The 26,352-nt window shown below is 71.6% G+C and carries 22 protein-coding genes; 14 read left to right on the top strand and 8 right to left on the bottom strand.

Annotated elements, in window-relative coordinates:
* A partial coding sequence (locus AH6_RS16440) for a sensor histidine kinase (protein WP_067480335.1) occupies positions 1-2,295 on the bottom strand: 2,295 nt, incomplete at its 3' end.
* 169 nt (positions 2,296-2,464) lie between these two features.
* On the opposite strand from AH6_RS16440, the gene AH6_RS16435 reads away from it, so the two are divergent.
* Positions 2,465-3,736 carry an ABC transporter substrate-binding protein gene (locus AH6_RS16435; protein ID WP_218005846.1) on the top strand — a complete coding sequence of 424 codons (1,272 nt, stop codon included), beginning with the start codon at positions 2,465-2,467 and terminating at the stop codon, positions 3,734-3,736.
* 52 nt (positions 3,737-3,788) lie between these two features.
* A complete protein-coding gene (locus tag AH6_RS16430) occupies positions 3,789-4,838 on the top strand; it encodes an LLM class flavin-dependent oxidoreductase (RefSeq protein ID WP_067480332.1) in 1,050 nt (349 codons plus the stop codon).
* Positions 4,839-5,103: 265 nt separating this feature from the next.
* Here the strand turns inward: AH6_RS16430 and fxlM are convergent, their stop codons facing one another.
* Positions 5,104-6,288: a methyltransferase, FxLD system gene (gene fxlM, locus AH6_RS16425; protein WP_067480329.1), complete on the bottom strand. Its 1,185-nt coding sequence runs from the start codon at positions 6,286-6,288 to the stop codon at positions 5,104-5,106.
* A 106-nt stretch (positions 6,289-6,394) separates the two neighbouring features.
* Here fxlM and AH6_RS43780 point away from each other — a divergent pair, with 106 nt between their 5' ends.
* Complete coding sequence (locus AH6_RS43780) at positions 6,395-7,795, top strand: hypothetical protein (RefSeq protein ID WP_157431514.1); 1,401 nt, start codon at positions 6,395-6,397, stop codon at positions 7,793-7,795.
* Positions 7,796-7,930: 135 nt separating this feature from the next.
* Here the strand turns inward: AH6_RS43780 and AH6_RS16415 are convergent, their stop codons facing one another.
* The 3 genes from AH6_RS16415 to AH6_RS16405 form a co-directional block, all read right to left on the bottom strand.
* Positions 7,931-8,785, bottom strand: coding sequence for a hypothetical protein (locus tag AH6_RS16415; RefSeq protein ID WP_067480323.1), 855 nt, complete (start codon positions 8,783-8,785; stop codon positions 7,931-7,933).
* Between the two features lie 416 nt (positions 8,786-9,201).
* On the bottom strand, positions 9,202-10,170 hold the full coding sequence (locus tag AH6_RS16410) for a trypsin-like serine peptidase (protein WP_157431513.1): 969 nt from the start codon (positions 10,168-10,170) through the stop codon (positions 9,202-9,204).
* 422 nt (positions 10,171-10,592) lie between these two features.
* Positions 10,593-11,345 (bottom strand): helix-turn-helix transcriptional regulator, encoded by a 753-nt coding sequence (locus tag AH6_RS16405; protein ID WP_218005845.1) that lies wholly within the window; start codon positions 11,343-11,345, stop codon positions 10,593-10,595.
* A 122-nt stretch (positions 11,346-11,467) separates the two neighbouring features.
* Between AH6_RS16405 and AH6_RS16400 the strand changes: the two genes are divergently transcribed.
* The 4 genes from AH6_RS16400 to AH6_RS16385 are packed head-to-tail and all read left to right on the top strand — an operon-like array spanning position 11,468 to position 15,383.
* Positions 11,468-12,490 carry a FecCD family ABC transporter permease gene (locus tag AH6_RS16400; protein ID WP_067480316.1) on the top strand — a complete coding sequence of 341 codons (1,023 nt, stop codon included), beginning with the start codon at positions 11,468-11,470 and terminating at the stop codon, positions 12,488-12,490.
* The gene (locus tag AH6_RS16395; RefSeq protein WP_067480313.1) at positions 12,490-13,554 is read left to right on the top strand and encodes a FecCD family ABC transporter permease; all 1,065 of its coding nucleotides are present in this window, start codon (positions 12,490-12,492) and stop codon (positions 13,552-13,554) included. Before AH6_RS16400 ends, AH6_RS16395 begins: the two co-directional genes overlap by 1 nt.
* Positions 13,551-14,348, top strand: coding sequence for an ABC transporter ATP-binding protein (locus AH6_RS16390; protein WP_067480310.1), 798 nt, complete (start codon positions 13,551-13,553; stop codon positions 14,346-14,348). Before AH6_RS16395 ends, AH6_RS16390 begins: the two co-directional genes overlap by 4 nt.
* A 15-nt stretch (positions 14,349-14,363) precedes the next feature.
* Positions 14,364-15,383, top strand: a complete 1,020-nt coding sequence (locus AH6_RS16385) for an ABC transporter substrate-binding protein (RefSeq protein WP_067480308.1) — start codon at positions 14,364-14,366, stop codon at positions 15,381-15,383.
* A gap of 51 nt (positions 15,384-15,434) precedes the next feature.
* Here AH6_RS16385 and AH6_RS16380 read toward each other — a convergent pair whose 3' ends face one another.
* Both AH6_RS16380 and AH6_RS16375 read right to left on the bottom strand, forming a co-directional pair.
* Positions 15,435-17,117 carry an ABC transporter ATP-binding protein gene (locus tag AH6_RS16380; RefSeq protein ID WP_067480305.1) on the bottom strand — a complete coding sequence of 561 codons (1,683 nt, stop codon included), beginning with the start codon at positions 17,115-17,117 and terminating at the stop codon, positions 15,435-15,437.
* Entirely contained in the window at positions 17,110-18,735 is a 1,626-nt protein-coding gene (locus AH6_RS16375) for an ABC transporter ATP-binding protein (RefSeq protein ID WP_218005844.1), read from the bottom strand. Before AH6_RS16375 ends, AH6_RS16380 begins: the two co-directional genes overlap by 8 nt.
* Before the next feature lie 158 nt (positions 18,736-18,893).
* Between AH6_RS16375 and AH6_RS16370 the strand changes: the two genes are divergently transcribed.
* The gene (locus AH6_RS16370; protein ID WP_067480299.1) at positions 18,894-20,687 is read left to right on the top strand and encodes a siderophore-interacting protein; all 1,794 of its coding nucleotides are present in this window, start codon (positions 18,894-18,896) and stop codon (positions 20,685-20,687) included.
* Positions 20,688-21,115: 428 nt separating this feature from the next.
* Complete coding sequence (locus tag AH6_RS16365; RefSeq protein ID WP_067480401.1) at positions 21,116-22,030, top strand: aminoglycoside phosphotransferase family protein; 915 nt, start codon at positions 21,116-21,118, stop codon at positions 22,028-22,030.
* A 347-nt stretch (positions 22,031-22,377) separates the two neighbouring features.
* On the opposite strand, the gene AH6_RS16360 is transcribed toward AH6_RS16365, so the two are convergent.
* Positions 22,378-22,857, bottom strand: coding sequence for an ArsI/CadI family heavy metal resistance metalloenzyme (locus tag AH6_RS16360; RefSeq protein WP_067480297.1), 480 nt, complete (start codon positions 22,855-22,857; stop codon positions 22,378-22,380).
* Positions 22,858-22,941: 84 nt separating this feature from the next.
* Here AH6_RS16360 and AH6_RS16355 point away from each other — a divergent pair, with 84 nt between their 5' ends.
* The 5 genes from AH6_RS16355 to AH6_RS16335 all read left to right on the top strand — a co-directional run bounded on the left by AH6_RS16355 (position 22,942) and on the right by AH6_RS16335 (position 26,128).
* A complete protein-coding gene (locus tag AH6_RS16355; protein WP_083982927.1) occupies positions 22,942-23,343 on the top strand; it encodes an ArsR/SmtB family transcription factor in 402 nt (133 codons plus the stop codon).
* Between the two features lie 110 nt (positions 23,344-23,453).
* Positions 23,454-24,473: an ACR3 family arsenite efflux transporter gene (arsB, locus tag AH6_RS16350; RefSeq protein WP_245679337.1), complete on the top strand. Its 1,020-nt coding sequence runs from the start codon at positions 23,454-23,456 to the stop codon at positions 24,471-24,473.
* Entirely contained in the window at positions 24,466-24,900 is a 435-nt protein-coding gene (locus AH6_RS16345) for an arsenate reductase ArsC (RefSeq protein ID WP_067480294.1), read from the top strand. The genes arsB and AH6_RS16345 overlap by 8 nt, the downstream gene beginning before the upstream one ends.
* A 104-nt stretch (positions 24,901-25,004) precedes the next feature.
* Positions 25,005-25,364, top strand: coding sequence for an ArsR/SmtB family transcription factor (locus AH6_RS16340; RefSeq protein ID WP_067480291.1), 360 nt, complete (start codon positions 25,005-25,007; stop codon positions 25,362-25,364).
* The gene (locus AH6_RS16335) at positions 25,361-26,128 is read left to right on the top strand and encodes a methyltransferase domain-containing protein (RefSeq protein WP_067480288.1); all 768 of its coding nucleotides are present in this window, start codon (positions 25,361-25,363) and stop codon (positions 26,126-26,128) included. The genes AH6_RS16340 and AH6_RS16335 overlap by 4 nt, the downstream gene beginning before the upstream one ends.
* Positions 26,129-26,352 lie beyond the last annotated feature (224 nt).

The following is a 26,352-nucleotide window of genomic DNA, read 5'->3' as shown; positions in this document are numbered from 1 at the left end:
GGGCGGGCGTTCGGGGCGCTGCGCGGGCGGCAGGCGCTCGCCGCGCGGCGCGGCCGGGGGACGTTCCGGACGCGGCGCGCCCGGCGGGGGTTCGGGGTGGGACACGGCCTGCGGGCGGGACGGCTCGCGGCCCCGGATCTGCTCGGGCGAGCGCAGCGGCCGGGGCGGCGGCGGCTCGTCGGGCTCGGGGGCGGCGGTGATGAGCCGCTCGACCGGGGCGAGCAGCGGGTCGGCGTCGCGGTCGGGCGGCCCGGCGGACAGCTCGGCGACGTGCCGGCGGCCGTGCACGACACCGGCGGTGACCAGGGCGTCCTCGCTGCGTCGGGTCAGCGCGAGCGGCGCGTCGTCGGGCTCGTCCCGGCCGTCGCAGGCCCGCACCACCAGCTCCTCGGGCAGCAGCACGATGGCGGTCATCCCGCCGAACGGCGAGGTGCGCAGGGTGACCCGCACGTTGTGCCGCCGCGCCAGCCGGCCGACGACGAACAGGCCGAGCTGGGCGCTGTCGGACAGGTCGAACTCGGGCGGCGCGGCGAACCGGGCGTTGGCCTCGGCCAGCCGCTCGGGGTCCATGCCGAGGCCGCGGTCCTCGATCTCGATGGAGAAGCCGTGCGCGACCTGCTGCCCGGTGACCTGCACGGTGGTGTGCGGCGGCGAGAACGCGGCGGCGTTCTCGATCAGCTCGGCCAGCAGGTGCACGACGTCGGCGACCGCGACGCCGGAGATGGCGGCGGGCGGCATCGGCGCGACCGACACCCGGGTGTAGTCCTCCACCTCCGAGGCGGCGGCGCGGGCGACGTCGATGACCCCGACCGGATTGCGCCAGCCGCGGCCGGGCGTCTGCCCGGACAGGATGATCAGGCCCTCGGCGTGCCGGCGCATGCGGGTGGCGAGGTGGTCGATGCGGAACAGGTCCTCCAGGTCGTCGGGGTCGGCGACCCGGCGCTCCATGGCGTCCAGCAGCTTGAGCTGGCGGTGCAGCAGCGTCTGGCTGCGGCGGGCCAGGTTGACGAAGACCTCGCCGATGCCGCGGCGCAGCGCGGCCTCCTCGACGGCGCCCTGGATGGCGGTGCGGCGGGCGGCGTTGAACGCCTGGCCGACCTCGTCGATCTCGCCGGTGCGGAACGACAGCGGCGGCGCCTCGGCGGCCACGTCCACCTCGTCGCCGCGGCGCAGCCGGGCGATGACGCCCGGCAGCCGGCGGTCGGCCAGGTCCAGGGCCTCGCGGCGCAGCCCCGACAGGTCGCGGATGACCGAGCGGGCGACCCAGATCGCCAGCACGACCGTCGCCACCACCGCGACCAGGCCGAGCGCGCCGGCCAGCACCACGCGCAGCAGGATGGTGTCGGAGATCGGCTCGGCGCGCCGCTCGGCCTGCGCGGACAGCGACAGCTCCAGGCCGCGCAGCCGGGTCAGGTTGGCGTCGGCGGTGGTCTTCCACAACACCGGCAGGTCCTGGGCGACGCGGGAGAGCCGGGACGCGGTGGTGACGCGGTCCTCCAGCGAGCGCAGCCGGGCGTACTCGGGGGTGCCGGTGACGCGGCCGAAGTAGGCGCGGTCGCCGGGCCGCAGCTCGGGCGCGGCGAGGCCGAACAACGAGCGCTGGGTGCCCACCAGCTTGACGAAGTCGGCGTGCTCGGCGCGCGTCATCCGGCCGGCGGCCAGCGCGCCCGCCAGGTGCGCGTCCTCCTGCGCCAGCGCCTCGCGGGCGCGGGCCAGCGCGAGCTGGTCGCGGGCGTCCTTGGCGACCTCGGGGTTGCTGAGCGTGGACAACGAGCCCTGGAGCGCTCCGATGCCACCGAGCAGCCCGCTGTAGTCGGCGAACGCCTGCGGGCGGGCGGTGGCGCCGGAGTCGATGGCGGCGCGGCGGGCGGGCAGCGCGTTCAGCCCGCCGGTGACCTCGCCGGCGAGGCGGCGGGCCTGGTCGGGCGCGACGTCCTGGGCGCCCCGGTCGCCGGCCAGCCGGCGGAACAGCGCGGCCTGCCGGTCGGTGACCAGGCGGCCCGACTCCATCGCGGCGCGGTCGCCGGGGGCGCGGCTGCCGAGGAACACCAGCGTGAGGCGGCGCTCGGCCTGGAGCGCGCTGCCGAGCGCGCCGGAGGGGTAGGCGAAGTGCTCCTGGACGGTGCGGACGTTGCGCAGGTTCAGGCCCTCGCCGAGCGTCAGGCTCGCGGCGAACGCCCACAGCGTGGCCAGCGAGACCAGCGAGACCAGGACGAGCGAGACGACTTTGAAACGGACGGTGCGGAAGCGGGCGGTCCCCGGGCGGGGCCGCCGGCGGCTGGTGCGTGATCCCACTCAACGGTCCCTTGACGGTGACGGAGACGGGCGTGTCGGGAGCTGTCGGTCACTGGATGCAGGAGACCCTACAACCGTTCGCACCGGTTTGCGCACCCGACCGGCAAAGGAATCGATCTTGTCGTTTCGCGTGACACGGACGCGCCCTGTCCCTCTACAATCCCGTTCAGTGATCTTCAGGACCCCGCCCGAAGACCGTCCGCGCGCCGTTCCCGCCCGGCTCCCCCTGGGACGGCGCCCCCGACGACCCCGCCCGCGCGGAGCCGGCCGCCCCACCCGCCTGGCGGCGTTGCTCGCCCTGCTCACGGCGGCGACGGCGGGCGCGTGCAGCGGCTCCTCCGGCGGCCAGGGCACGCCCCTGCCGCGGATCGCCGTGCAGCAGACCATCGGCCCCGGCGAGGGCCGGCTCGACCTGGTGGTGTGGGCCGGCTACGCCGAGAACGGCTCCAGCGACAAGAAGGTCGACTGGGTCACCCCGTTCACCCGCGCCACCGGCTGCCGGGTGTCGGCGAAGATCGCCGACACCTCCGACTCGATGGTCGCGCTGATGAAGTCGGGCCGCTACGACGGCGTGTCCGCCTCCGGCGACGCCAGCGTGCGGCTCATCTACGGCGGCGACGTCGCGCCGGTGAACACCGCGCTGCTCACCAACTACGGCGACATCGCCCCGTTCCTGAAGGACCAGCCCTACAACTCGGCGGGCGGCCAGATGTACGGGGTGCCGCACGGCTACGGCGCCAACATGCTGATGTACCGCACCGACAAGTTCCCGCAGGGCCTCACCTCGTGGAAGGTGATGTGGGACCCCGACTCGCCGGCCGCGGGCAACCTCGCGGCCTACGACTCGCCGATCTACATCGCCGACGCCGCGCTGTACCTCAAGGCGCACCGGCCCGATCTCGGCATCACCGACCCCTACGCGCTGTCGGACGAGCAGTTCGAGGCGGCGGTGGACCTGCTGAAAAAGCAGCGCCCGAACGTCGTGCAGTACTGGCACAGCTACCTGGACGAGATCCAGTCGTTCAAGATCGGTGACATCCACGCGGGCACCGCCTGGCAGGTGACCGCCAACCTGGCCCGCGACCAGAAGGCCCCGGTCGCCACCACCATCCCCGTCGAGGGCGCCACCGGCTGGTCCGACACCTGGATGGTCTCCTCCAAGGCCCAGCACCCCAACTGCATGTACCGCTGGATGAACTGGATCACCACCGCCAAGGTGCAGGCCCAGGTCGGCCAGTGGTTCGGCCAGGCGCCCGCCAACCCGCAGGCGTGCCGGTACACCGCGCGGGGCTTCTGCAACACCTTCCACGTGGGCGACGCCGCCTTCTACAAGCGGGTCGCGTTCTGGAAGACCCCCGTCCGCGACTGCGGCGACGACCGGGACGACACGTGCGTGGACTACGCGCGCTGGTCCCAGGCATGGACGCAGATCAAGGGCTGACCCCGAACCACACAGGAACCGTTCCATCCCCCCAACAAGGAAAGGCCTGTCCGTGAAGTTCAGCTACGCCATGCTCCCCGACTACCCCCTCACCGAGTCGCTGGCCTCGATCAGGCTGGCCGACGAGCTGGGCTACCACGCCGTCTACGCCGCCGACGAACCCTGGCACAAGGACCTGTGGCTGCTGTTCGCCGCCGCCGCCGCGCAGACCTCGCAGATCAAGATGGGCCCGAGCGTGTCGGCGGTGACGCTGCGCGAGCCGACCCTGATCGCCCAGGCCGCCGCCACCCTGGACGAGCTGACCGGCGGCCGCGCCGAGGTCGTGCTGGGCTCGGGCAACTTCGGCGTGCTGGCCCAGTACAAGATCGACTGGACGAAGACCAAGCCGCTGACCCGCGTCAAGGAGGCCGTCGCGGTCGTCCGCACGCTGCTGGACGAGGGCACCATCACCCGCGACGGCGAGTTCTACTCCTACGACGGGCTGTTCACCTTCGCCCGCCCGGTGCAGGAGCGGCTGCCCGTCAAGATCGGCGCGATGCGCGGGCCGAAGTCGTTCGAGGCGGCCGGTGAGCTGTCCGACGGCGTGCACCACGCGCTCAGCTACTCGCGCGAGGCGTACGAGTACGCGGTCGAGCACTTCCGCATCGGCGCCGAGCGGGCGGGCAAGGACTGGCGCTCCCTGGACATCGGCGCCTGGGTCGTGTTCGCGACCGGCCCCGACTCCGAGGCCGCCAAGCAGGCCGCGCGCAGCATGGTCGGCCTGTACGCCTCGGCGATGCCGGCCGAGCAGCTGGAGCGCAACGGCGTCTCGCCCGCCGACGTGGCCCCGATCATCGAGGCGATCGGCGCGGGCGACCTGGCCCGCGGCATCGAGCTGACCACCCCGGAGATCACCGAGAAGTTGTCGATCGCCGGCACCCCCGACGAGGTCCGCGCCAAGATCGAGAAGGACATCGCGCCGACCGGCGTGAACCACATGATCCTGGCCATCACCGACTCGGCGCTGGTGAAGTCGTTCACCGGCCGCGAGCTGGAGGGCGTCGCGGACGTCGACACCCAGCTGCGCCTGGTGCACGAGCACCTGATGCCCGCGTTCCAGTGACGCGAGGGGCGGCGCCGCTCCCGGAGCGGCGCCGCCCACGCAGGTGATCCGCCTCACACGGTGTCACATCTGTCGGCGGCGCGGAGTCCTGACGTCGAGTCCCCGAAAACGGAGACACCATGACGGAGAACACCGAAGTCATCGTGATCGGCGGCCCGTCATCGCCGCCTCGACCGCGGTGATGTTCCACCTGGGCGGCCGTCCGAGCGCGAAGGTCAAGGAGCACCGTCTGGCAGTTGGGGTACGAGGCGCGCAAGCCCGGTGGTCACCAGCTCATGAGAAGGACGCTGTCCCGCTTGGGGACGGTCGGCCCGTGGGCAGGAGTGGCCGCCGGGTACAGGGTGATGGCGGGGTGGGCGTCGGGGGCGGCGGCCCAGGCCCGGACCTGCGCGACGATGCGTTCGCCCAGGTCTTCGGCGTGTGGGCCGTGGGTGATCGCGCCTATCTCGCCGCGCGAGTTGTCCTCGGCGGTGCGGCGGATCGCCAGGTAGGCCAAGGAACCGTGTTCGGCGAGGGCGGGGTTGACGGTGGTGGCGGGGTTGACGCGACCGGTGGCTACGGCGATGGGGGCGGCCTTGATACGGCAGGTGCCGGGTTCGGCGGCGGCCATGCGCAACCAGATCCCCTCCAAGGACTGGTCGCCGCCGATGACCACACCGGACCAGACCTCGGCGCGCGGCTGGTCGAGGACGCCGTGCAGGTCGCCGAAGTCCTGGTCCTCGTCGGCCATCAGCACCACGTCGTCAGCGATGGGCACCGCGCGTTCGCCGTCGCTGGGGCCGGTCATGGCGATGAAGCCGCACAGGTGCAGGGAGGTGGCGGTGAGCGAGGCGGGCGGGCCGGGCCGGTGGTCGAGGGCCAGGGATCGGGTGAGGCCGCGCCAGCGCAGCGGGACGACGACGCGGCCGTGCGGGGCGAGCTGGGCCCACCAGGCGGCGGGGATGTCCCAGGCTCCGGCGGTCACCACGATGAGGTCGAAGGGGGCACGGTCGGGCGCGCCGTCCGCGCCGTCGCCTTTGCGGACCTGGACGTCGCCGTAGCCGGTGGCGGCCAGGTTGCGGCGGGCATCGTGCACGACATCGTCGTAGATGTCGATGGTGGTGACCTGGCCGGTTCCGCCGACCAGCTCGCGCAACAGGGCGGCGTTGTAGCCGGTGCCCGCGCCGATCTCCAGGACGCGCTGACCCGGCCGCGGCCGGGCCTGCTCCAGCATGCGCGCGACGATGGTGGGCTGGCTGGCGGAGCTGAGCGCGTTGCCGTCGGCGTCGCGCTTGGTGACCACGACCTCGTCGGTGTAGGCGTCGGCGACCGGGGTGCCCGGGAGGAAGAGGTGGCGCGGCACGGCGCGGAACGCGGCCTGGATCGCAGGTGAGCGCAGGTCGCCGTGCTCGGTGAGCTGGTCGGCGAGGCGGGCGCGGGCCGGGCCGGGACCGGCGGTGTCGGTGCTCATCGGAAGTCCCGGGGTGGTCGGGGCGGGCGGCCGTGATCGAATCGATGCCCGCGAATGAGTACCGGTACTCACGACAGGGTGATCGTTTCGTGCGACCGTCGTCGGCATGGACGGTCAAGGGTCGGATGAGCGGGTGGCGCGGCGGAGACTGATCCTCGCCGTGGCGGCGTCCGGAATCGGAGTGCTGGTCGGTACCGGGGCGGGTCAGGGGCCGATACCGAGGGCGATCGCCGTCCGGACGGCGGGCGGCCCGTGGAACAGCGATGCCCTCCTGCTGGCGGGGCTGCCGGTGGTGGCGGTCATCGTCGGCCTGGTGTTGGTCCGCCGGTGGTCGTGGCTGCTCTTGGCGGGAGCGGCGCTGACACTTCCGGCCGTCCTGACGCCTTACGTGGGAGCGCTGCAAGCCCGTCCGACCGTTGGCTCCCTGGGCACGGCGGGGGCAGCGCTGGTGCTGTTGGCGGTGCTGGCCGCAGCCCAGGAACTCATAGACGACGGTTCCGTTGGGGCGGGGGTGGCGCTGGCGGGTTGCGCGGTGGGAGCGGGACTGGTCGGCGCGACGCTGGTCGGTGCCGCCTGGCTCAGCCTGCCGTGGCGAACAGACGCCTTGTTCCTCGCCCTCACCGTGCTTGCCATAGCGGGCGGCGGAGTGGCGGTGGCGCGGCTCCGAGGGGCGACAGGACGATGGCCGGGCATCCGCGTCACGCTGGCCGGAGCGCTGGCGACACTGATCGCGTTCCTGCCGCCTGTGGTGACGCTGGACCGGGTGAGCCGCCTGCTGGAGGTATCCGGAGATTCGCTGGCACGCCGTTCGTATGTCATGGTCGGGGTGCTCGGCCTCGCAACCCTGGTCGTCGCGGGGCTCGCCGCGCTGCTGGCAGGGGTGTGGGCAGGGGTCGCCGCGCTCGCGGTGGCGGCGGTGCAGGCAGGTATGGCTGCACCGATGTTGCTCGGCCTGTCGGCGACCCCGCAACACCGGGTCTTCGCCGTGGCGGCGGCGCTGGTGGGACTGGCGGCGGGTGCCGCGGCCGGGTTCACCCGATGGCGAGCGGCCCTGGCGGCTTCCGGGGCGGTGGCCAGCGCTCTGGTGCTGCTCGTGCTGGTGGCGGCGACCGGCGGAATTCCCGAAAAGCTGATCACACAGGCGCGCTGGATTCCGGCGGGCCTGCTCCTGGCTCTGCTGGTGGCCACGGTGACCTGCGCCGTCGCTGCGGTGGCCCCGGAGACGACACGCTGGGGCGGAACCCCGGCCGTCCTGGGCCCGATCGCGGGGGCCCTGACGATCGGGGGCCGCGAGGCACTGACCTTGACGCAGCTGAGCGATGGCCGGACGGAGTCCAGCTACCTGAGTTCGGTGCACCATCTGGGCTCTTCCGTAGCGCTGCTGTTCGTCGCCGCCCTGCTCGTGGCCTTCCTGGCAGCAGCTCGCTTCCTGCTGACCCAGCGCCGCGACACCGCTCGGGATAACGCACCCCTACCCGGGCAGAGCCCCACCCCGGAAAGCGGCTGAGCGGAAATGTCATCGCCTGTGACTGGGGAACTGCGCGGGTAGTCGCTTATTTCTTCATACAGGCCCAGCGAGGCGATAACGGGTGAGGCCCGGACCGTGGATGGTCCGGGCCTCAGGTGTGATCACCGCGTGGTGTCAGGCGAAGAGTTCTTCTTCGGAGGTGACGTTGAGGGCGCGGTCCATCCAGGCCAGGAGTTGGGCTTCGTCGGTGCACGAGCCAATGCGCTCGCGGCCTTCCTCCGACAGGGTGATGCCGCGACCGTCCAGGACGTGCAGGAGCATCTTGGCTTCGCCCTTGGCTACGCCTTCGGCTTCGAGGTCGGTCTGGTATTCGAAGGTTCGCGCGGACATGAGTTCCTTCCACTTCTGCTTGGCCATCGGGTTGATGAGACCGGCCGAGGTGATGCGGGCGAGGTTCTTGGCAGTCTTGATGTCAACGCTGTCCAGGGCGACATGCAGCGTCTCCAGTATGCCAGTCACCTCCGGTGATCGTCCGTGCACCAGGGCGGCGAAGGCCGCGAAGCCCACGTTCACGCGGGCCTGCGCCAGGTCGGTCACCAGCGGCACGTTGTCCGGGCCGAACACGATCGTGTGCACCGTCATCGTGGTGCACAGGTGCGGCACCTCGACCTTCAGGGGGCGGCGGGCCCACGCGGCCGTGCTCGCCCGGTTGGTGACCACCAGCAAGGCCACCGGGACCCGGTACTTGGCGTACAGGTAGGCCACATAGAGCGGCCACTGCGTCTCTTTGTCGTCGTCCTTCTCGTTCTGCGCCTCCACCGCCAGGACGCACGGGACGCCGTCCAGCTCCACCATCAGCACCGAGTCGACCCGGCCCTCCAGCAGCAGCGTCGTGATGTCGCCGGGGAGTTCGTCGACATGCCTGACCTTCTCGACGGTGGCGCCCTTCAGGCAGTGCAGGGCGGCCGTGATCAGCAGATCGTCGTCACGGAAGGTCTGGTGCATCGCCTCATGAGGGGGTTTGACCATGAGGAAGATGCTACGGAAGGTAAATGTACCACCACGCAGCGTTTGTTAATATTCATGCGCGAGTCCCGGACGCCGGAGCTGTCCGCGACGAAGCGGCCGGCTACTCCTCGATGGTCGGCATGGGCGCCGGCCGCGCGCTCTCCATGCGTTCCTTGGTCCAGTAGTCCGACGGCGCCGGGTCGGGACGGTGAGAGGTCGGCGCCGCTGGATCTTTCGGGGGCGGAGTAGGGCGGTTCGACGCGTTGAGGGCGCGGGTCGCACCCAGGATGAGTCCGACCGCCACGGCGGCGACCAGAACAGCCAATCCGGTTTTGCGCGGGAGGGCCATAGAATTCCCTTCTCAGGTGACCAGGATATGCCGCGCAGACCCGCCGCCTTTTGGGCGACGGGCTTGGCGGGCAGTGGCTTAGTGGTTCCTAGCCCAGGTTGTTGGTGTAGTTGTAGAGATTCCAGACGTCATTGCTGAAGTAGGGGCTCCACAACGTCGTCCTCGTGGCGTTGGTGGTGCTGGCCGTGCCGTTGATGTAGCCGAGGCCGGTGTTGTTGTCGTAGCCGAAGAGCCACGGCCCGCCGCTGACCCCCCGGGTGAGGGGGCACGGCATGGAGATCCGGTTGCCCGACGCCGCCGTGGTGCCCTGGCAGAAGTACTGCCAGTCGCCCGGGTAGGGCGCCTCGGCGGGGTAGCCCAGGATCGTGATCGCGCGCGTCTTGGACTGGCCGGTCTGGATGCCGTTGCCGCCGACGCTGTTGACGATGCGCGCGCCGTTGAGGTCGTTCGCCTTCACGAAGCCGACGTCGTAGTCGAGGTTCCCGCTGGCGGTCCAGCCGGTGAAGCTGACGAGCTGGTTGGCGCTCCAGGTGCCGTAGGGGCGGTTGCCGTAGTTGTAGTAGGGGACGAAGGTCCAGTTCTGGTGCCAGCCGCCGCCGGCCCCGTGGTGCACGCAGTGGCCCGCCGTGCTGATCATCCGCTTGGAACCGCTGTTGACGGTGCCGGCCGAGCAGACGTAGTCGAGCCCGTCGGTGGCGTCGCGGAAGAAGACCTTGCCGACGGTGCTGGTGGCGTTGACGGCGAGGGCGGCCTTGGCGGTGGGGGACTTGCCCGCGCTCCTGCGGGCCGCCGGGGCCTTGGCCGTGCCCTTGACGGGTGCCACGGTGCGCACCGGTCCGGCCTTGGGCGCGGGGCCGCCGATGGTCCGCTTGGACGTCGGGTCGAGCGGGATGGCCGCGCGCATCCGCTCGGGAGTCCAGTACGCCTGGACCGCCCCGTCACGGGACATGCGCTTGGTGTTCATCGCCTTCTGGACGTCGGCGCTGACGGGCGCCGCCGCGGTGACCGCCGTGCCCGGGGCCGCCGGAGCCGCCACCGCGGCCGGCGCGCCTCCCATGACGAGTGCCGAGGCGCCCAGGGCGCCCGCCATTCCGCCGATGAACAGGCGCCGTAGCGCACCATTTCTTTGGCGCATTTCCAACCCTTCCTCGGGGGGACTTACGCGCCAAAGCATTTCAGTAACGTCGGAAATTTAGCTACGCCGATGACCGCCCTCGGCCGCACACCATGATTCGACCGCACAGACTCCGACGTCAGGCCATGTTTTATCGCTCGCGGACGACTTCACCAAGCGAACTTGTTTACTAGCTACTTGACTCGACTCTGACCACGATGGGACAAGTCGCTTCGCCAACTATTACCTAAACCTTCTTCGGAAAGGCTTTCGCGTAAATCGCTGCGGAACGAACGGTGACGGCGGGAGGGCACGCGAACACCCCGGGCCCGCATCAAGCAGAGCCCGGTTTCCTCACCGAAGCCTCAGGCAGTGGCGCGACGGGGCGCAGGCAGCGTGTCGCGCAGGTAAGCGCCCGGCGTCTGGTCGAAGTGTCGTCGGAACGCCAGGATGTACCCGTTCGTGCTCGCGAACCCGATGCGTGCCGCCACCGCCCCGACCCGGTACCCCTGGTCCAGCAGGTCCAGGGACCGGTTGAGGCGCAGCCGCGTCCGCCACTCGGAGAACGGCAGGCCCGTCTCGACGCGGAAGGCCCGGCGCAGGCTCGTCGAGCTCGTGTAGTAGTCCCGCGCCCACTCCTCCACGGTGCGCGCGTCGCCCGGCTCGCGGTCCAGGTCGCGGGCCACGGCGGCGGCGACGGCGCTGGTCGGGCGGGGCAGCGGCAGGCACGGCCGGTGCCCGGTCATCAGCGCGGCGAACAGCTCGTCGTCGCTCGGGGGCGTGCCGCGCAACCCGCTCAGCAGCAGGCGGTGCTGCGGCTCGGTGACGGTCACGGTGGTGGGCGCATCGAACGGCGGGCGGTGCCGGTCGGCGTCGAAGTCCTCGGAGATGATCAGCGCGTCGTCGCCGAACCGGGCGCTGTGCGGCACGCCCGCCGGGATCCACAGCGCGGTCGCGCCCGACAGCCGGTGGCTGCGGCCGAGCGCCGTCACCGAGATCCAGCCGAGCGGCACGTACAGGAACTGGTGGAACTCGTGGACGTGCGTCAGGTGCCCCCACGCCTCCACCTCGTCCCCGTCCACCACGAGTTCCGGGCGGGGCAGAACGTCCTGGATCACGGTAGTGGACCTCCGGGTGATGGCCGCTGAGTGGGACCGGTCGGTTCCACCGTTGGACGGGCGATGACGAAGTAAGGCTAACCTAACTCGCCTTATGCCTGGTAGAGAGCGGTAAACGAGCGATGTCCGATACATCACCCCCGGCGGCCCGGCCCGCCCGGGGCGCGGCCGTGCTGCTGCTCGGCGCGGTCGCACTGATCGTCGTGGTCGTCGGCGGCATCGGCCTCGGGGCGCGCGACATCGCGCCCTGGGACACCGTGCGCATCCTGCTGCACCCCGACGCGCAGGGCTACAACGCCCACGTCCTGTGGACCGAGCGCATCCCGCGCACGCTGCTGGCCGTGCTGGTCGGCGCGGCCCTGGGCGGCTCCGGGATGATCATGCAGGCGCTGACGATGAACCCGCTCGCCGACCCGGGCATCCTGGGCGTGGAGCAGGGCGCGGCGCTGTTCGTGGTGTGCGGGGTGTTGTTCCTGGACCTGAACGACGCGCACGACTACTTCTGGCTGGCGCTCGCCGGAGCGGCGGTCAGCGCGCTGCTGGTCTACACGATCGGCGTGCGCGCCAACACCGGCAGCGCCACCCTCGGCCTGGTCCTGGCCGGGGTCGCGGTCGCCGCGCTCACCGTCTCGGTGATCACGCTGCTGGTCGTGCGGGACGAGGCCGCCTTCGCCCAGCTGCGGTTCTGGTCGGTCGGGCAGCTCACCGGCCGCGCCGACGTGCTGGACGACATCCTGCCGTTCGCCGCCGTCGGGCTGCTGGCGGCGCTGCCGCTCGGCCGCACCCTCAACGTGCTGGGCCTCGGCGCCGATACCGCCACCGGCCTCGGCGTCAACGTCGCCCGCGCCCGCCTGGTCGGCGCCGCGATCGGCGTGCTGCTGTGCGCGGCGGCGACGGCGGCGGTCGGCCCGGTGGCGTTCGTCGGGCTGGTCGGGGCGCACACGGCCCGGCTGCTGGTCGGCCCCGACCACCGCTGGTCGTTGCCGATGTCCATGGTGTGCGGCGCGGTGCTGCTGTGCGCCGCCGACATCGCCGGACGGCTGGCCGGCGGCGACGGCGAGGTCCAGGTCGGCGTGATGACGGCCGTGATCGGCACGCCGTTCTTCGTGTGGCTGGCCCGGCGCGCGGACCTGGTGCGGGTGTGATGACCGTCCTCGACCACGCCGCGAAGACCTCGCCCACCGAGACCGCCGCTCTCCTGCGCCGCCGTCGCCACGCTGCGGCCCGCCGCACCGCCGCCCTGGTGACGCTGCTGGCGGCGCTGCTGGTCGGCCTGCTGGCGGTCGCGCTGACCGTGGACCTCAAGCGCGTCCCGCTGTCGGAGGTGGCGCCCGCCGCGCTCGGCCTGCGCGACGGCCTGGCCGACTACGTGATCTTCAAGATCCGGATGCCACGGGCGCTGACGGCGGTCCTCGCCGGGGCGCTGTTCGGCCTGTCGGGCGTGCTCTACCAGCGCCTCATCCGCAACCCCCTGGCCACGCCCGACATCATCGGCGTCTCGGCGGGGGCGGGCGCGGGCGCGCTCACCATGCTGGTGCTACTGCCCGCCCTGCCGCACGGCATGACCCTGGCCGCGCTCGCCGGGGCGTTCGCCGCCGTCGGCGTTATCCACACGCTCAGCCGCCGGCGCGGCACCGTGGACACCTACCGGGTCGTGCTGGTCGGCATCGGGCTCAGCGCCCTGTTCACCTCCTACCACACCTACCTGTTCACCCTGGCCGACGACCAGGACCAGGCCACCGCGATGCGCTGGTTCGTGGGCAGCGCGGCGGGCGCGGACTGGACGAGCGTCACGATCCTGGCCTGGTCGCTGGGCGCGTGCGCGCTCGGCGCGGTGCTGCTGGAGCGCCCCCTGTCGGGCCTGACCCTCGGCGACGAGATGGCGACCGGCCTCGGCGCCCGGGTGCCGCTGGCCCGGACGGCGACGCTGCTGCTCGGCGCGGCCGCCGCCGCCCTAGCCACCAGCGTCGTCGGGCCGATCGCCTTCGTCGCGCTGATCAGCGGCCCGATCGCGGCGCGGCTGGCCGGGGCCGACCGCGCGGGCTGGCTGGCCGCCCCGGTCGGCGCGGTCCTGGTGCTGGCCTCCGACGTCATCGCCCAGCACGCCCCGGTGATCAGCCCCGTGCCCACCGGCGCTTGCACCGCGCTGATCGGCGCGCCCTACTTCGTCTGGCTGATCCTGCGACGCACCACCGGAGACCCGACATGACGACCCCCGCGCTCGAAGCCCGCGGCATCAGCACCGGCTACGGCAAATCCCTGATCATCGACGGGCTCTCCCTGGAGATCCCGGCCGGGCAGATCACCGCGCTGGTCGGCCCGAACGCCTGCGGCAAGTCCACGCTGCTGAAGTCGATCGCCCGGCTGCTGCCGATCGCCGCCGGGTCGGTGCTGCTCGACGGCGCGGACGTGCACGCGCTGCCCACCCGCGAGGTCGCCCGGCGGCTCGGCGTGCTGCCGCAGGCGCCGATCGCCCCCGAGAGCATCACCGTCGGCGACCTGGTGTGGCGGGGCCGCCACCCGCACCGCCGGCTCGGCCAGCGCCGCACCGCCGCCGACGACCTGGTGATCGCCGAGGCGCTCACCGCGACCGGCACCGCCGACCTGGTGGACCGGCCGGTGGACCGGTTGTCGGGCGGGCAGCGGCAGCGCGTCTGGATCGCGCTGGCGCTGGCGCAGGACACCCCGACGCTGCTGCTGGACGAACCCACCACCTACCTCGACATCGCCCACCAGATCGAGGTCATGGACCTGCTCGCCGACCTCAACGAGCAGACCGGCAAGACCATCGTGCTGGTCTCGCACGACCTCAACCAGGCCGCCCGCTACGCCTCGACGATCGTCGCCCTGCGCGACGGCCGCATCGTCCGGCAGGGCCCGCCCGACCAGGTGCTCACCGCGGAGACCGTCGCCGAGGTGTTCGGCCTGTCGGCCCTGGTCGTCCCCCATCCCCGCGACGGAGCCCCGCAGATCTTCCCGCTGGGCCGCCGCGACCTCGTATAGGAGAACACGCAGAAAATGAGATCGTTCCGATTCGGCGTCCCGGCCCGCCTGCTGGCCGCCACCGCGGTGTGCGCGGCCCTGGTGACCGGCTGCGGCGGCACCGACGACACCAAGGGCACCGCCGCGCCCGCCGACGCCGCGTACCCGATGAAGCTCGCCAACGCCTGGGGCTCGGCCGAGGTGAAGAAGAAGCCCGAGCGCGTGGCCGTGGTGTCCGACGGCGACATCAGCATCGCGCTCGCGCTCGGCATCACCCCGGTGATCGCGCCGGACGTCGAGGCGGGCTCGCCGATGGCCGAGTACAAGAAGAACGCCGTGGCCAAGGTCGCCGGCGGCAAGCTCAAGACCTACAAGACCGCCGACGGCACCGACTACGAGGCCATCGCCGCCGAGGCCCCCGACGTCATCCTGGCCATGAACAGCTGGGACGTGAACACCGACTACGCCAAGCTGTCGCCGATCGCCCCGGTCGTCACCTACACCGACAAGAAGCACGCCGACACCCTGACCTGGCAGGAGCGCCTGCGCACCGCCGCCAAGGCGCTGGGCCTGTCCGGCAAGGCCGAAGAGGTCATCAAGGCCAACCAGAAGGTCGTGGACGACGCCGTCGCGACGCACCCGCAGTTCAAGGGCAAGACCTACACCTACGCGGTCGTGCACCCCGAGCAGGTCAGCTTCATGTCGTACGGCGAGCAGGACCCGGGCGTGTTCGAGCAGCTCGGCTTCCAGAAGACGGCCAACGCCGCCAAGTACAAGGTGAACTCCAACGCCATCAGCCTGGAGAACCTCGACAAGCTGGACGCCGACGTGCTGCTGGTGGCCTACCCGTTCGGTGACCGGGGCCTGCTGAGCGCCTCGGAGCTGGAGAGCAACAAGATCTTCACGTCGCTGCCGTCGGTGAAGGAGAAGCGCTTCGCGGTGCTGCCGTCCGACAACGGCCTGGCCTCGACGATGGCCTACCCGGACGCGCTCAGCTACCCGTGGGTGGTGCAGCAGCTGACGCCGATCCTGGAGAAGGTCGTCAAGAAGGGCTGACCCTGACCGGCTTCGACGGCCCCGGCGCGGACATCCGCGCCGGGGCCTCGCTCATTCTGCGCTGATCCGGCCCTCGGGCATGGCCAGGGTCCGCCGCGCCCGCGCGATGGTGGCGGCCCGGTGCGCGATCATCACGAGCGTCCGGTCCCCCGCCGCGACCGCCAACGCCGTCTCCAGGCGGGCCGCCGTCGCGTGGTCCACGTCGGCGGTGGCCTCGTCCAGGATCAGCACGGCGGGCTCGGCCAGCGCGGCGCGGGCCACGGCGACGAGCTGCCGCTCCCCCGCCGACAGCCGGGCCCCGTTCCGCCCGACGCGGGTGTCGAGGCCGTCGGGCAGCGCGTCGGCCCACTCCGCCAGCCCCAGCCGCTCCAGCACCTCCGCGATCCGCTCGCGGCCCGGCTCGCCGGGCACCATGGCGAGGTTGTCGGCGAGCGTGCCGTCCACCAGCAGCACTTCCTGCGGCACCGTCATGATCCGCGCCCGGACCTGCGCGGGGTCGGCGTCGCGCAGATCGACGCCGCCGAACGCGACCGACCCCGCGCCGGGCCGGTAGACCCCGGCCAGCAGCTTGCCGACGGTGGACTTCCCGGACCCGGTCGCCCCGGCGATCACCAAGTGATCTCCGGCCGCCACGCGGAACGACAACCCCTCCACCACCGGCCGCCCGGCGTCGTAGCCGAACCCGACGCCGTCCACCGCCAGCGCGCCCCGCTCGGGCAGCGGCGCGTCCCCGGCGGGCTCGCCGCCCGACGCCTCGACCAGGTCCAGCACCCGCGCCAGCCGCACCTGGGCCTCCCGCGCGTCACCGACCAGGCCCGCCAGGTCGTCGAACCGGCTGAAGATGTCCCGCGTGGCCAGCACGAACACCACGGCCACGCCGACGCTGAGCGACCCGGACCCGACCAGCGCCGCCCCGGCCACCAGCAGCGCGCCGACGCCGCACGCCTGCACCAGCGCGAGCCGGTTGAGCCGCAGCTCGGTGCGGACCCGCACCTCCTCGGCCGCCAGCAGCCGGTCGTTGGCGCGGCCGAACCGCTCCAGCCAGCGCGGCACGGCCCCGGTGATCCGCAGCTGCTCGTGCGCGGGCACCGACTCCGAGAACGCCGACGCCACGCCCGCCTCGGCCTCGGCGACCTCCCCGTAGGCGGGCCCGGCCCGGTGCTTGAACCCCCGCACGACCAGGACGGCGGGCGGCACGAACAACACCAGCAGCAGGCCCGTCAGCACCAGCGAGTGCGCCGCCAGCATGATCACGGTGAACACCAGCACGGTCGCGGTGGTCACCAGGTCGGGCAGGGTGCCGCCGACGAACTGGCCGAGCCCGTTGATCTCCCCGGTGAGCCTGCGCAGCAGCTCCCCGCGCCGGTGCTCCTCCAGGAACCGCATCGGCGCGGACGCCACCGACGCGGTGGCCCGCTCCCGCAGCCCGGCCAGCGCGTGTTCGCCGACGCGGACGATCCGGTACCGGGACTGCCAGGTCAGCACGCCTCCGGCCACGACCATCGCCAGCAGCGTCACCGCCCAGGACACCAGGTCGTCGCGCCGCCCGTCGCCCGCCGCGTCGATGACGCGTCCGATCACGGCGGTCACGCCGACGGCCAGCGCCGTCCCCACCAGGTTGAGGACGACGACGCCGGTCAGCCCGGCCCAGTGCCCGCGTAGGAAAGGCAACGATCGCCGAAAGACATGGCCCTCGTCGGGCAGGTCGCTCAGCACACGAACGTTCTCAGACACGCGCGGTCCTCACATCGTCGGAAAGGCCGCTCAGGCGCACCTCACGGTCGGCTTGGGAAAGGACGGCCGGGGAATGCCCGGCGAAGAGCACAACGCGCCCTTCGGTGGCGGCGCGCAGCCGTCGCAGCACCTCGGCCTCGGTCACGGCGTCCAGTGCGGAGGTGACGTCGTCGAGCAGCAGGACGGGGGTGTCGCGCAACAAAGCCCTGGTCAGGGCGACGATCTTCCGCTGCCCGCCGGACAGGGCCCCACCGCGTTCCCCGACCTCGGTGTCCCAGCCGTCCTCAAGTCCGGCGAGATCGAGCCCGGCCGAATGGGCGGCAGCCCGCAATTCATCCTCACTGCGGTCTCCGCACAAAAGCAGATTGTCACGAATGGTGCCGTGCAATAGCAGAGGCCCTTCTGGAACGAACCCGACCGTTTCGTAAAGGTCCTTGGCCTCTTCCAGCGGAACGCCATCGAACGTCACCTCCCCCTCGGCGGGCACCAGCCGGGCCACGGCGCGCAACAAGGTGCTCTTCCCGGCGCCCGTCGCCCCGGTCAGCACCACCCACTCGCCGGGCCGGACCACCACGTCCAGCGGCCCGACCACGGCCCGTCCGGGACGCCGCACGGTCAGGCCCCGCACCGCCAACTCCCCCGACTCCGGCAGCACGGCGGTCCCGCCCGGCTCCCCGGACATCGCCAGGATCTCCTCGATCCGGGCCGCCGCGACCCGCGCCTCGGCCCGGTCGCCGAGCCGCGCGATCAGCACGTTGGTGGCGACCGAGACCGTCCCCATCCACAACACGAAGGTCGTCAGCGCGCCCACGGTGATCCGGCCGTCCAGCACGGCGAGCCCCCCGGCGAGCAGGCCTCCGGCCACCGCCAGGTTGGGCACCAGGTAGACCGTCGCCTCCCACAACGAGCTGACCGAGGCCAGCCGCATCGTGCGCCGCGTGACCTCCCCGCTGCGCTCGTGGTGCCGGGCGACCATCAGCCCTTCGGCCCCGACGCCCCGCAGCGGCAGCAGCGCGGTCAGCAACTCTTCGGTGACGCTCTCCCGCCGCCCGTGCGCCTGGGAGAGCCGCTGGGCCCGCCGGTCGAACAGCGGCGGGAAGAAGCGGTTGACCACCACCAGGACCGGCACCGTCACCAGGGCCGCCACCAGCAGCAACGGGTCGAGCCCGGCCAGCGCGGGCACCAGCACCACCACGGTGATCCCGATGACGATCCAGGTGGCCAGGCCGTGCACCCAGCGGTCGACGGCGTCCACGTCCCGCGTCGCCCGGGTCGTGAGGTCGTCGGCCTCCCCCGACCGCATGGTCTCGGTGTCCAGCATCAGGACGGCCCGCAGCAGCCGTCCCCGCAGCCAGGCCCCGGTCCGGACCCCGGCCAGGGTCGCCCAGCGCTGCCAGCCGCACATCCCGGCGTACTCCACGACGGCGGCGACGAGGAACGCCGCGGCCCACCAGGCCGCCGCCGTCACCGAACCGGCCTGGACCCCCCGGTCCACGGCCTTGCCGAGCAGCCAGGGCAGGCTGAGGAAGGCGACCTGCCGGACCGCGGCCGAACCGAACGCCCGGACCAGGTCGGGCCGCGCCATTCCCAGGGAGCTACGCAGAAGGGTCGTCGTCACCAGGGAAGCCTAGAAAACCGGACGCGCTCCGCATCCAAGACAAAGCACGACCTGTCGAAGTCGGCGTTCGTTCACAGCATCTGGCCGCTGGCTTGGATCGGCACCATCGGGTTCGCCATAGCCTTCACCTGGTCAACCAGGTGAAGGAGCCTCCCGCGATGTCGTCCCGAAAGCTCGTCACGTTCCCGATCGTCCTCCGGGAACTGACCGTCCTGCGCGTCACCGACATCACCCCGGGAATGCGCCGCGTCACGCTGGGCGGCGAGCAGCTCAAGGCGTTCCGCAGCAACGGCTTCGACATGCCGCCGTTCGTCACCGAGGGCTTCGACGACCACGTGAAGTTCTTCTTCACGGCCGAGGGCGAGGAGCACCCGGTCCTGCCCCGCCAGAACATCAGCAGCCTGGACTGGCCGGAGGACGCCCGCCCGCTCGCCAAGGACTACACGCCCCGCCGCTTCGACCCGGTGGCGGGCGAGGTGGACTTCGACTTCGTCCGCCACGGCCACGGCGTCGCCTCCACCTGGGCGCAGCAGGCCGTCCCCGGCCAGAAGGCGTGGATCGCGGGCCCGAAGATGGCCGAGGGCCACCCCGAGGCCGACTGGATCCTGGCCATCGGCGACGAGACGGCCCTGCCCGCGATCGGCCGCTGGCTGGAGGAGATGCCGGAGGGCACCCGGGCCAAGGTGCTGATCGAGGTGGCGGCCAAGTCGCACCGCCAGCACCTCCCGACCCGCGCCGACGTCGAGATCACCTGGCTGTACCGCAACGGGGCCCCGGCGGGCACGACCACCCTCCTGGAAGACGCGCTGCGCGACCTGGAATGGCTGCCGGGCAAGGTCTTCGTCTGGGCGGGCGGCGAAGCGGTGACGCTCAAGCCGATCCGCCGCCACCTGAAGACCGAGCGCGAGCTGTCGCGCGACCAGATGCACATCACGGGCTACTGGCGTCGCACCGAGACCGCGGACGCCCACGACGAGGACGACGCGCACGACCGCCTCCACGAGCTGACGGACCTGGCCCCGCCCCTGGCCATCCGCGCCGCCGTGACGCTGGGCCTGATCGACCTGATCCACAAGGGCGTCACCACCCCCGCCGACCTGGCCCGGAAGACGTCCTGCGAACCATCCACCCTAGAAGCCTTGCTGGCCTACCTAGCCGAAATAGAGATCCTCACTCCCACCACCGAGGGCTACACGCTGTCCCCGGTAGGCGAGGAGATCGCAGAAGACGACCACTCCGCCGACGAGTACGACCTGAACGGCGCAACCGCCGCCCTGGACCTCTCCCTGACCGCACTGGTCCCCACCCTGACCAACCAGGGCAACTACCGCACCCCCACCGGCGAACCCCTAACCGAAGCCTTCCTCACCGACCCCCAGCTGGCCGAGACCTCACGAACGGCCATCGAAGACCAGGCCCTCTGGGTAGCCCCCAGCGTCCTGACGTCCTACGACTGGTCAACAGTGGAAACGCTGACGTCCACAGGCCACGGCGCAGCGTCGATCACCAACGCCCTCCTCACGGCCCACCCCGCCCTCAAGGCCCGGATCACGGCCGCCCCGTCAACCCTGCGCCTGATCCGCGAGACGATCCTGTCCCCCGAGATCCTCCCCCGCCTGGACCTGCTCCCCCAGACGGACCAGGCCCCGCCGGAGGGCGACACGACGTACCTGCTGGCCAACGCGCTGCCCTGGCTGCCCGACGAGGACGCGATCCACCTGCTGGCGACCACGGCAGCCCGCCTGCCCGCCGACGGGAACCTGCTGGTCATCGAGCAGACCCGGACGCCGGACCCGGAGGACACGCTGCACCACCTGCGCCTGAAGTGCGCCTTCGGCAGCGGCCTGCGCACCCCGTCCGAGGTGACGGAACTCCTGACGAAGGCGGGCCTGAAGGTACTGACCACCCAAGAAATCGGCTGGGACAACCACCTCTGGACGCTGACCCGCTAACGCACCTGAAGCCCAGTCGATCGCACGGGCCATCCCGTGTTCCCCCGCCGCGCTCGCCGCCGCAGCCGAAGGCCGCGCCCGCGCCCGCCTCGGTGACCACGGCAGGGCCGGGCAAGCACTGTCCGAAGCCCAGCGGATCTTCTCGAAGATCAAAGCCTCCGCTTCGGCGGACCTGGCGTTCGACTTCACCGAAGAGCGTCTCTACCTGTACCTCAGCGGTGCCCACGCCCATATGCCCGACGCACGGCAGGCCCGAGCCGTCCAGGAACACGCCCTCGCCCTGTGCCGTAAATCCATCGTGTTCGTTCGTGCCCGAGACGTCCGACGCGTCATCGGCTCCGGCCCTCGTTCGCCCCGGGAACTGCGTAGGTTGGATGAGGTACTGGGCACCCAACCCACCGCTCCTGATGGCCACCGCGAAAGGCTCCATGGCTGAATCACCGGCCGGCGTCACCAGCCTCGCCGAACGCGCCCAACAGATCCTGCACGCCGTCTGCCAAACCGTCGGGCTGGACCATGGCGGCGCTGAGTTGTTGCGGCTGCGCAGCAACGCCGTCTACAAGCTCAAAGACCCGATCATCGTCCGGATCGCCACCGCGCCCACCGCCACCGAGCGGCTGCCCGCCGTCCTGGCCGTCACGCGCTGGCTCGACGAGCACGGCTTCCCCACCGTCCGCCCCGCCGACCACGTCGCCGACCAACCGGTGATGTGCAACGGCGTCGCGGTCACCTTCTGGAACTACGTGCCGGGCAACGACGTGCCCGCCACCACCGGCGAACTCGGCCATCTACTGCGCGAACTGCACGCCCTCCCCGCCCCGCCGGTCGCGTTGTGCCGCCTGGACGACCCACTGGCCAGCGTCCGCGCCAACCTCCAGCAACATCCAGAAAGCCTCACGTCCGGTGAACGCGACTGGCTGAACCACCGCATCACCGACCTCACCGAGCAGTGGGGGCACCTGCCGTTCGTCGGGCCTCCCGCTCTGGTTCACGGCGACGCCTGGATCGACAACCTGTTCCGCCACCGCGACGGCCACGTCGTCCTGGGCGACTGGGACAGCGTCGCCCTCGGTCCCCGCGAATGGGACCTGATCCACAGCTACCACGGCCAAACCCGCTTCGGCCTCAACCAGCACGACGTGAACACCTTCGCCACCGCCTACGGCCACGACCTACGCACATGGCCCGGCTACGAGACCCTCCAACACATCCGCGACCTCTACGCCATCGGCATCCACATCCGCAACGCCCACGGCGACCCCTTCTCCCGCCAAGAACTCCAGCGCCGGATGCGTTCCCTCATCAACGGCACCGCCGACCGCTGGTACATGAAGCCCACTTGACCAGCCCTAACCAGGGTTGAAGCGCCATAGCGGGTGGGTGAGCGAACCGGCGGCTGACGCGGACATACGCCGGTGACATGACCAGCTACCCCAAAGTGGTGGGATGACCGGTGCCGACTGCCGGAGACGCCCTTACCCGCGTAGTCGGCGTCCCGCTCCCAGAGCTGACCGCAGCCCCAAGGCCGGGCTTGGAAGCGGAGCGCACGTTTCCGACCGTCCACCGCTCCCCCTCCCGACCTGCGGCTCAGTTGCATCCGAGGAGCGGGCTGCAGCCGGATCATTCCTTTGCGACCAGGTGCCGGTCCGCGATACGCGGACCGGCACCTGAAGGTTGTTGGGCGCGTGGTTCAGCAGCAGGACGATCCGGTCGTCGATGCCACCGGCAGCGGGACGCCGTTGTCGGTGGTCTCGGAGGTGGTGGTGGCGCAGCAGGCGGAGTCTTCGGCCTTTTCCAGGGTGTCGGCGTCGGCCTTCACGACGTAGACCTCCCAGGGCTCGTTGCCGGGGCCGTGGACCCACACCTTGTCCTGCAGGGCGTAGCAGCAGGAGGTGTCGTTCTCCTCCAGGGTCGCCAGGCCGGCGGCGGTCAGGCGCTGGGCGGCGTCGGTGACGATGCCGGAGTCCTCGACCTCGACGCCCAGGTGGTCCAGGCGGGTGGGTTCGTCGCCCTCGCCCTCGATCAGCACGAGCTTGAGCGGGGGCTCGGTGATGGCGAAGTTGGCGTAGCCGGGGCGTAGCTTGGCCGGTTCGGTGTTGAACAGCTTGGCGTAGAAGGCGATCGAGCCTTCCAGGTCGGGGACGCGCAGGGCGAGCTGGACGCGGGACATCGCGACCTCCTGTTTCGATGGCTGTCTAATCAGCCGGGTGGCCCGAGTTTGCGCCGCTGCATAGATGGATGTCAAATTAGAGGCATGTCGAAGCAAGAGCTGCCGGTCGTCGCCGTCACCACGAGCCAGGTCACCGCAGACCAGCAGGGTGAGGCGTGCTGCGTGCCACTGGTGTGCGAGCCGCTCACCGAAGGCGAGGCCGCCGAGCTGGCCCCGCTGTTCAAGGCGATCGCCGACCCGGTGCGGTTGCGGCTGCTGTCGCTGATCGCCTGCCACGAGGGCGGGGAGGCGTGCGTGTGCGACCTGACCGACGCCTTCGACCTCACCGGTCCGACGATCAGCCACCACTTGAAGGTCCTCAAGCAGGCCGGGCTGATCGATTCCGAGCGGCGCGGCACCTGGGTCTACTACTGGCTCAACCCCGGCGTGCTGGAGCGCCTGTCGGCGATCCTGGGAACGCGCGCCACCGCGACGGTCCCGGCGTGACCAGTACCGAGAAGGCTCCCACCACGACGATCGCCCATGCCCAGCAACAGGCGGTAGCAGGGCGGCTGTCGCGGCTGGACCGGTTCCTGCCGGTGTGGATCGGCGCGGCCATGGTGATCGGCCTGCTGGCCGGACGGATGATCCCCGGTCTGGGCGGCGCGCTGGACGCCGTGAAGCTCGACGGGATCTCGTTGCCGATCGCCGCCGGGCTGCTGGTGATGATGTACCCGGTGCTGGCCAAGGTCCGCTACGACCGGCTGGAGACCGTCACCGGCGACCGGCGGTTGCTGATCCCCTCGCTGGTGGTCAACTGGGTGCTGGGTCCGGCGGTGATGTTCGCGCTGGCCTGGCTGCTGTTGCCCGACCTGCCCGCCTACCGCACCGGCCTGATCATCGTCGGGCTGGCGCGCTGCATCGCGATGGTGATCATCTGGAACGACCTGGCGTGCGGGGACCGCGAGGCCGCCGCCGTGCTGGTCGCGCTGAACTCGGTGTTCCAGGTGGTCGCGTTCGGCGTGCTGGGCTGGTTCTACCTGAGCGTGCTGCCCGGCTGGCTGGGCCTGGAACAGGCCCGTTTGGACGCCTCGGCCTGGGACATCGCCCGCAGCGTTCTGATCTTCCTCGGGGTGCCGCTGGTCGCCGGATACCTCACGCGCCGCCTGGGCGAGCGCGCCCGGGGCCGGGCCTGGTACGAGCAGGAGTTCTTGCCGCGCGTCGGCCCGGCCGCGCTGTGGGGACTGCTGTTCACCATCGTGATCCTGTTCGCGCTGCAAGGCGAGCAGATCACCGCCCGCCCGTGGGACGTGGCGCGCATCGCGGTGCCGCTGCTGGTCTACTTCGCGCTCATGTGGGCCGGGTCGTTTGCGATCGGCCGCGCCATCGGCCTGGGGTATGAGCGCACCACGACGCTGGCGTTCACCGCGGCGGGCAACAACTTCGAACTGGCCATCGCGGTCGCCATCGCCACCTTCGGCGTCACCTCCGGCCAGGCCCTGGCCGGGGTCGTCGGCCCGCTGATCGAGGTCCCCGTCCTGGTCGCTCTGGTGTACGTCTCCCTGGCCCTGCGCCGTCGCCTCACCTGGCGCGCCACCGCCCCCGGCCGGTCCTCCGAAGGAAGCTCTCATGCCTGACGCCTCCACATCCCGGCCCGCCGACGTGCCCGAGGTGCTGTTCGTGTGCGTGCACAACGCAGGGCGCTCCCAGATGGCCGCCGCCCTGCTGGACCACCACGCCGCCGGACGCGTCCGCGTCCGCTCGGCCGGGTCCGCGCCCGCCGACACCATCAACCCCGCCGTGGTCGCCGTGATGAACGAAATCGGCCTGGACCTGACCCGCGCGTTCCCCAAGCCGCTCACCGATGACGCGGTGCGCGCCGCTGATGTGGTCATCACCATGGGCTGCGGAGACGCCTGCCCCTTCTACCCCGGCAAGCGCTACCTGGACTGGCGGCTTCCCGACCCCGCCGGACTGCCGATCGAGTCGGTCCGCCCCATCCGCGACGCCATCGACACCCGCGTCCGGGAACTGCTCGCCGAGCTGGTCCCGGCCTTGCCCTGAGATCTCGCACGCCCTGCGGCGGCGCCCACCTTGCGGTGAGCGCCGCCGCCGTCGTTGTTCCAGGGCTTCCCCTTTCTCGCTTCATCGTCTATCGTCGATGAACGATGAATAAGATCGAAGGGCCGCTGGACCGGCCCACCGCCACCGAGTACGCCTCCTGGTTCAAGGCCCTGGCCGACCCCACCCGCGTGCAGATCGTCTCGCTGCTGGCCCGCCGGGGCCGCCCGATGAACGTCGGCGAGATCGTCGAGCAGGTGCACGTGGGCCAGTCCACCGTCTCGGCCCACCTGAAGGTCCTGGCCGAGGTCCGCTTCGTCCTGGCCGAAGCCCAGGGCACCGCCCGCTTCTACCGGATCAACGACGCCTGCGTGCGGTGCTTCCCCTCGGCCGCCGACATCATCATGGGCCGCCCCGCACCCGCCACCCCGGCCTCCGGCGCCCCCACCACAGGAGAACCCCGATGACCGGCCCCACCCCCACCCCCGCCACCGGCCGGCCCGCCGATCAGGTGGTCGAGCGCTACTCCGGCCTGGCCCGCCTCGCTCAGGCGGGCGGCACCCCGCTGGACTGCGACCCGGGCGACTCCACCAACGGCGGCTTCGGCGCCGCCGCCTACACCGACCAGTCGGCTGAGCGCGGAGACGTGCCCGAGGCCGCGCTGCGCGCCAGTCTGGGCTGCGGCAACCCCCTGACCGTCACCGACCTGCACTCCGGCGAAACCGTCCTGGACCTGGGCTCGGGCGGCGGCCTGGACGTGCTGCTGTCGGCCCGCCGCGTCGGCCCCACCGGCACCGCCTACGGCCTGGACGCCAGCGAAGACATGCTGGAGCTGGCCCGCGCCAACGCCGCCCAGGCCGGTGCCACCAACACCCACTTCCTGCACGGCCGCATCGAGGACATCCCCCTGCCCGACGCCAGCGTGGACGTCGTCATCTCCAACTGCGTCATCAACCTGTCGGCCGACAAACCCCGCGTGCTGGCCGAGACCTTCCGAGTCCTGCGCCCCGGCGGGCGCATCGGCATCAGCGACGTCATCGCCGACCAGCACCTGGACCCCGCCCAGCGCGCCGCCGCCGAAGCCCGAGTCGGCTGCGCCCGCGGCACCCTCACCGTCGTCCAGTACCAGCGACTCCTGGCCGTGACCGGCTTCACCGACATCACCGTCACTCCCACCACCGACGCCGGGGACGGCCTGCACTCGGCCACCGTCCAGGCCCGGCGTCCCTAGCCGAGCGCCGCCGGAGTGATCGCGAGAAAACCCTGCTCGTTCTGCGAGGCCCGAGCGGGCAGGCCGCGGCCGTTCCCGCCGCTCGACCCCGGTGACAAGACCTGGGAAAAGATCATCGACACCGCCCGATCGGCCAACCCGCCTGCCACCAGGCAGGCAGCACGCTCACCGGCCGCGCGGTGAACGGGGCCGGTGAGCTGCTCGATGAGGTCGTCGACACGAGG

This window comes from Actinomadura hibisca NBRC 15177 (genome assembly GCF_001552635.1).
GTDB lineage: Bacteria > Actinomycetota > Actinomycetes > Streptosporangiales > Streptosporangiaceae > Spirillospora > Spirillospora hibisca.
The sequence above is the reverse complement of the archived record's forward strand: the minus strand, read 5'-3'. Positions and strand labels throughout refer to the sequence as shown.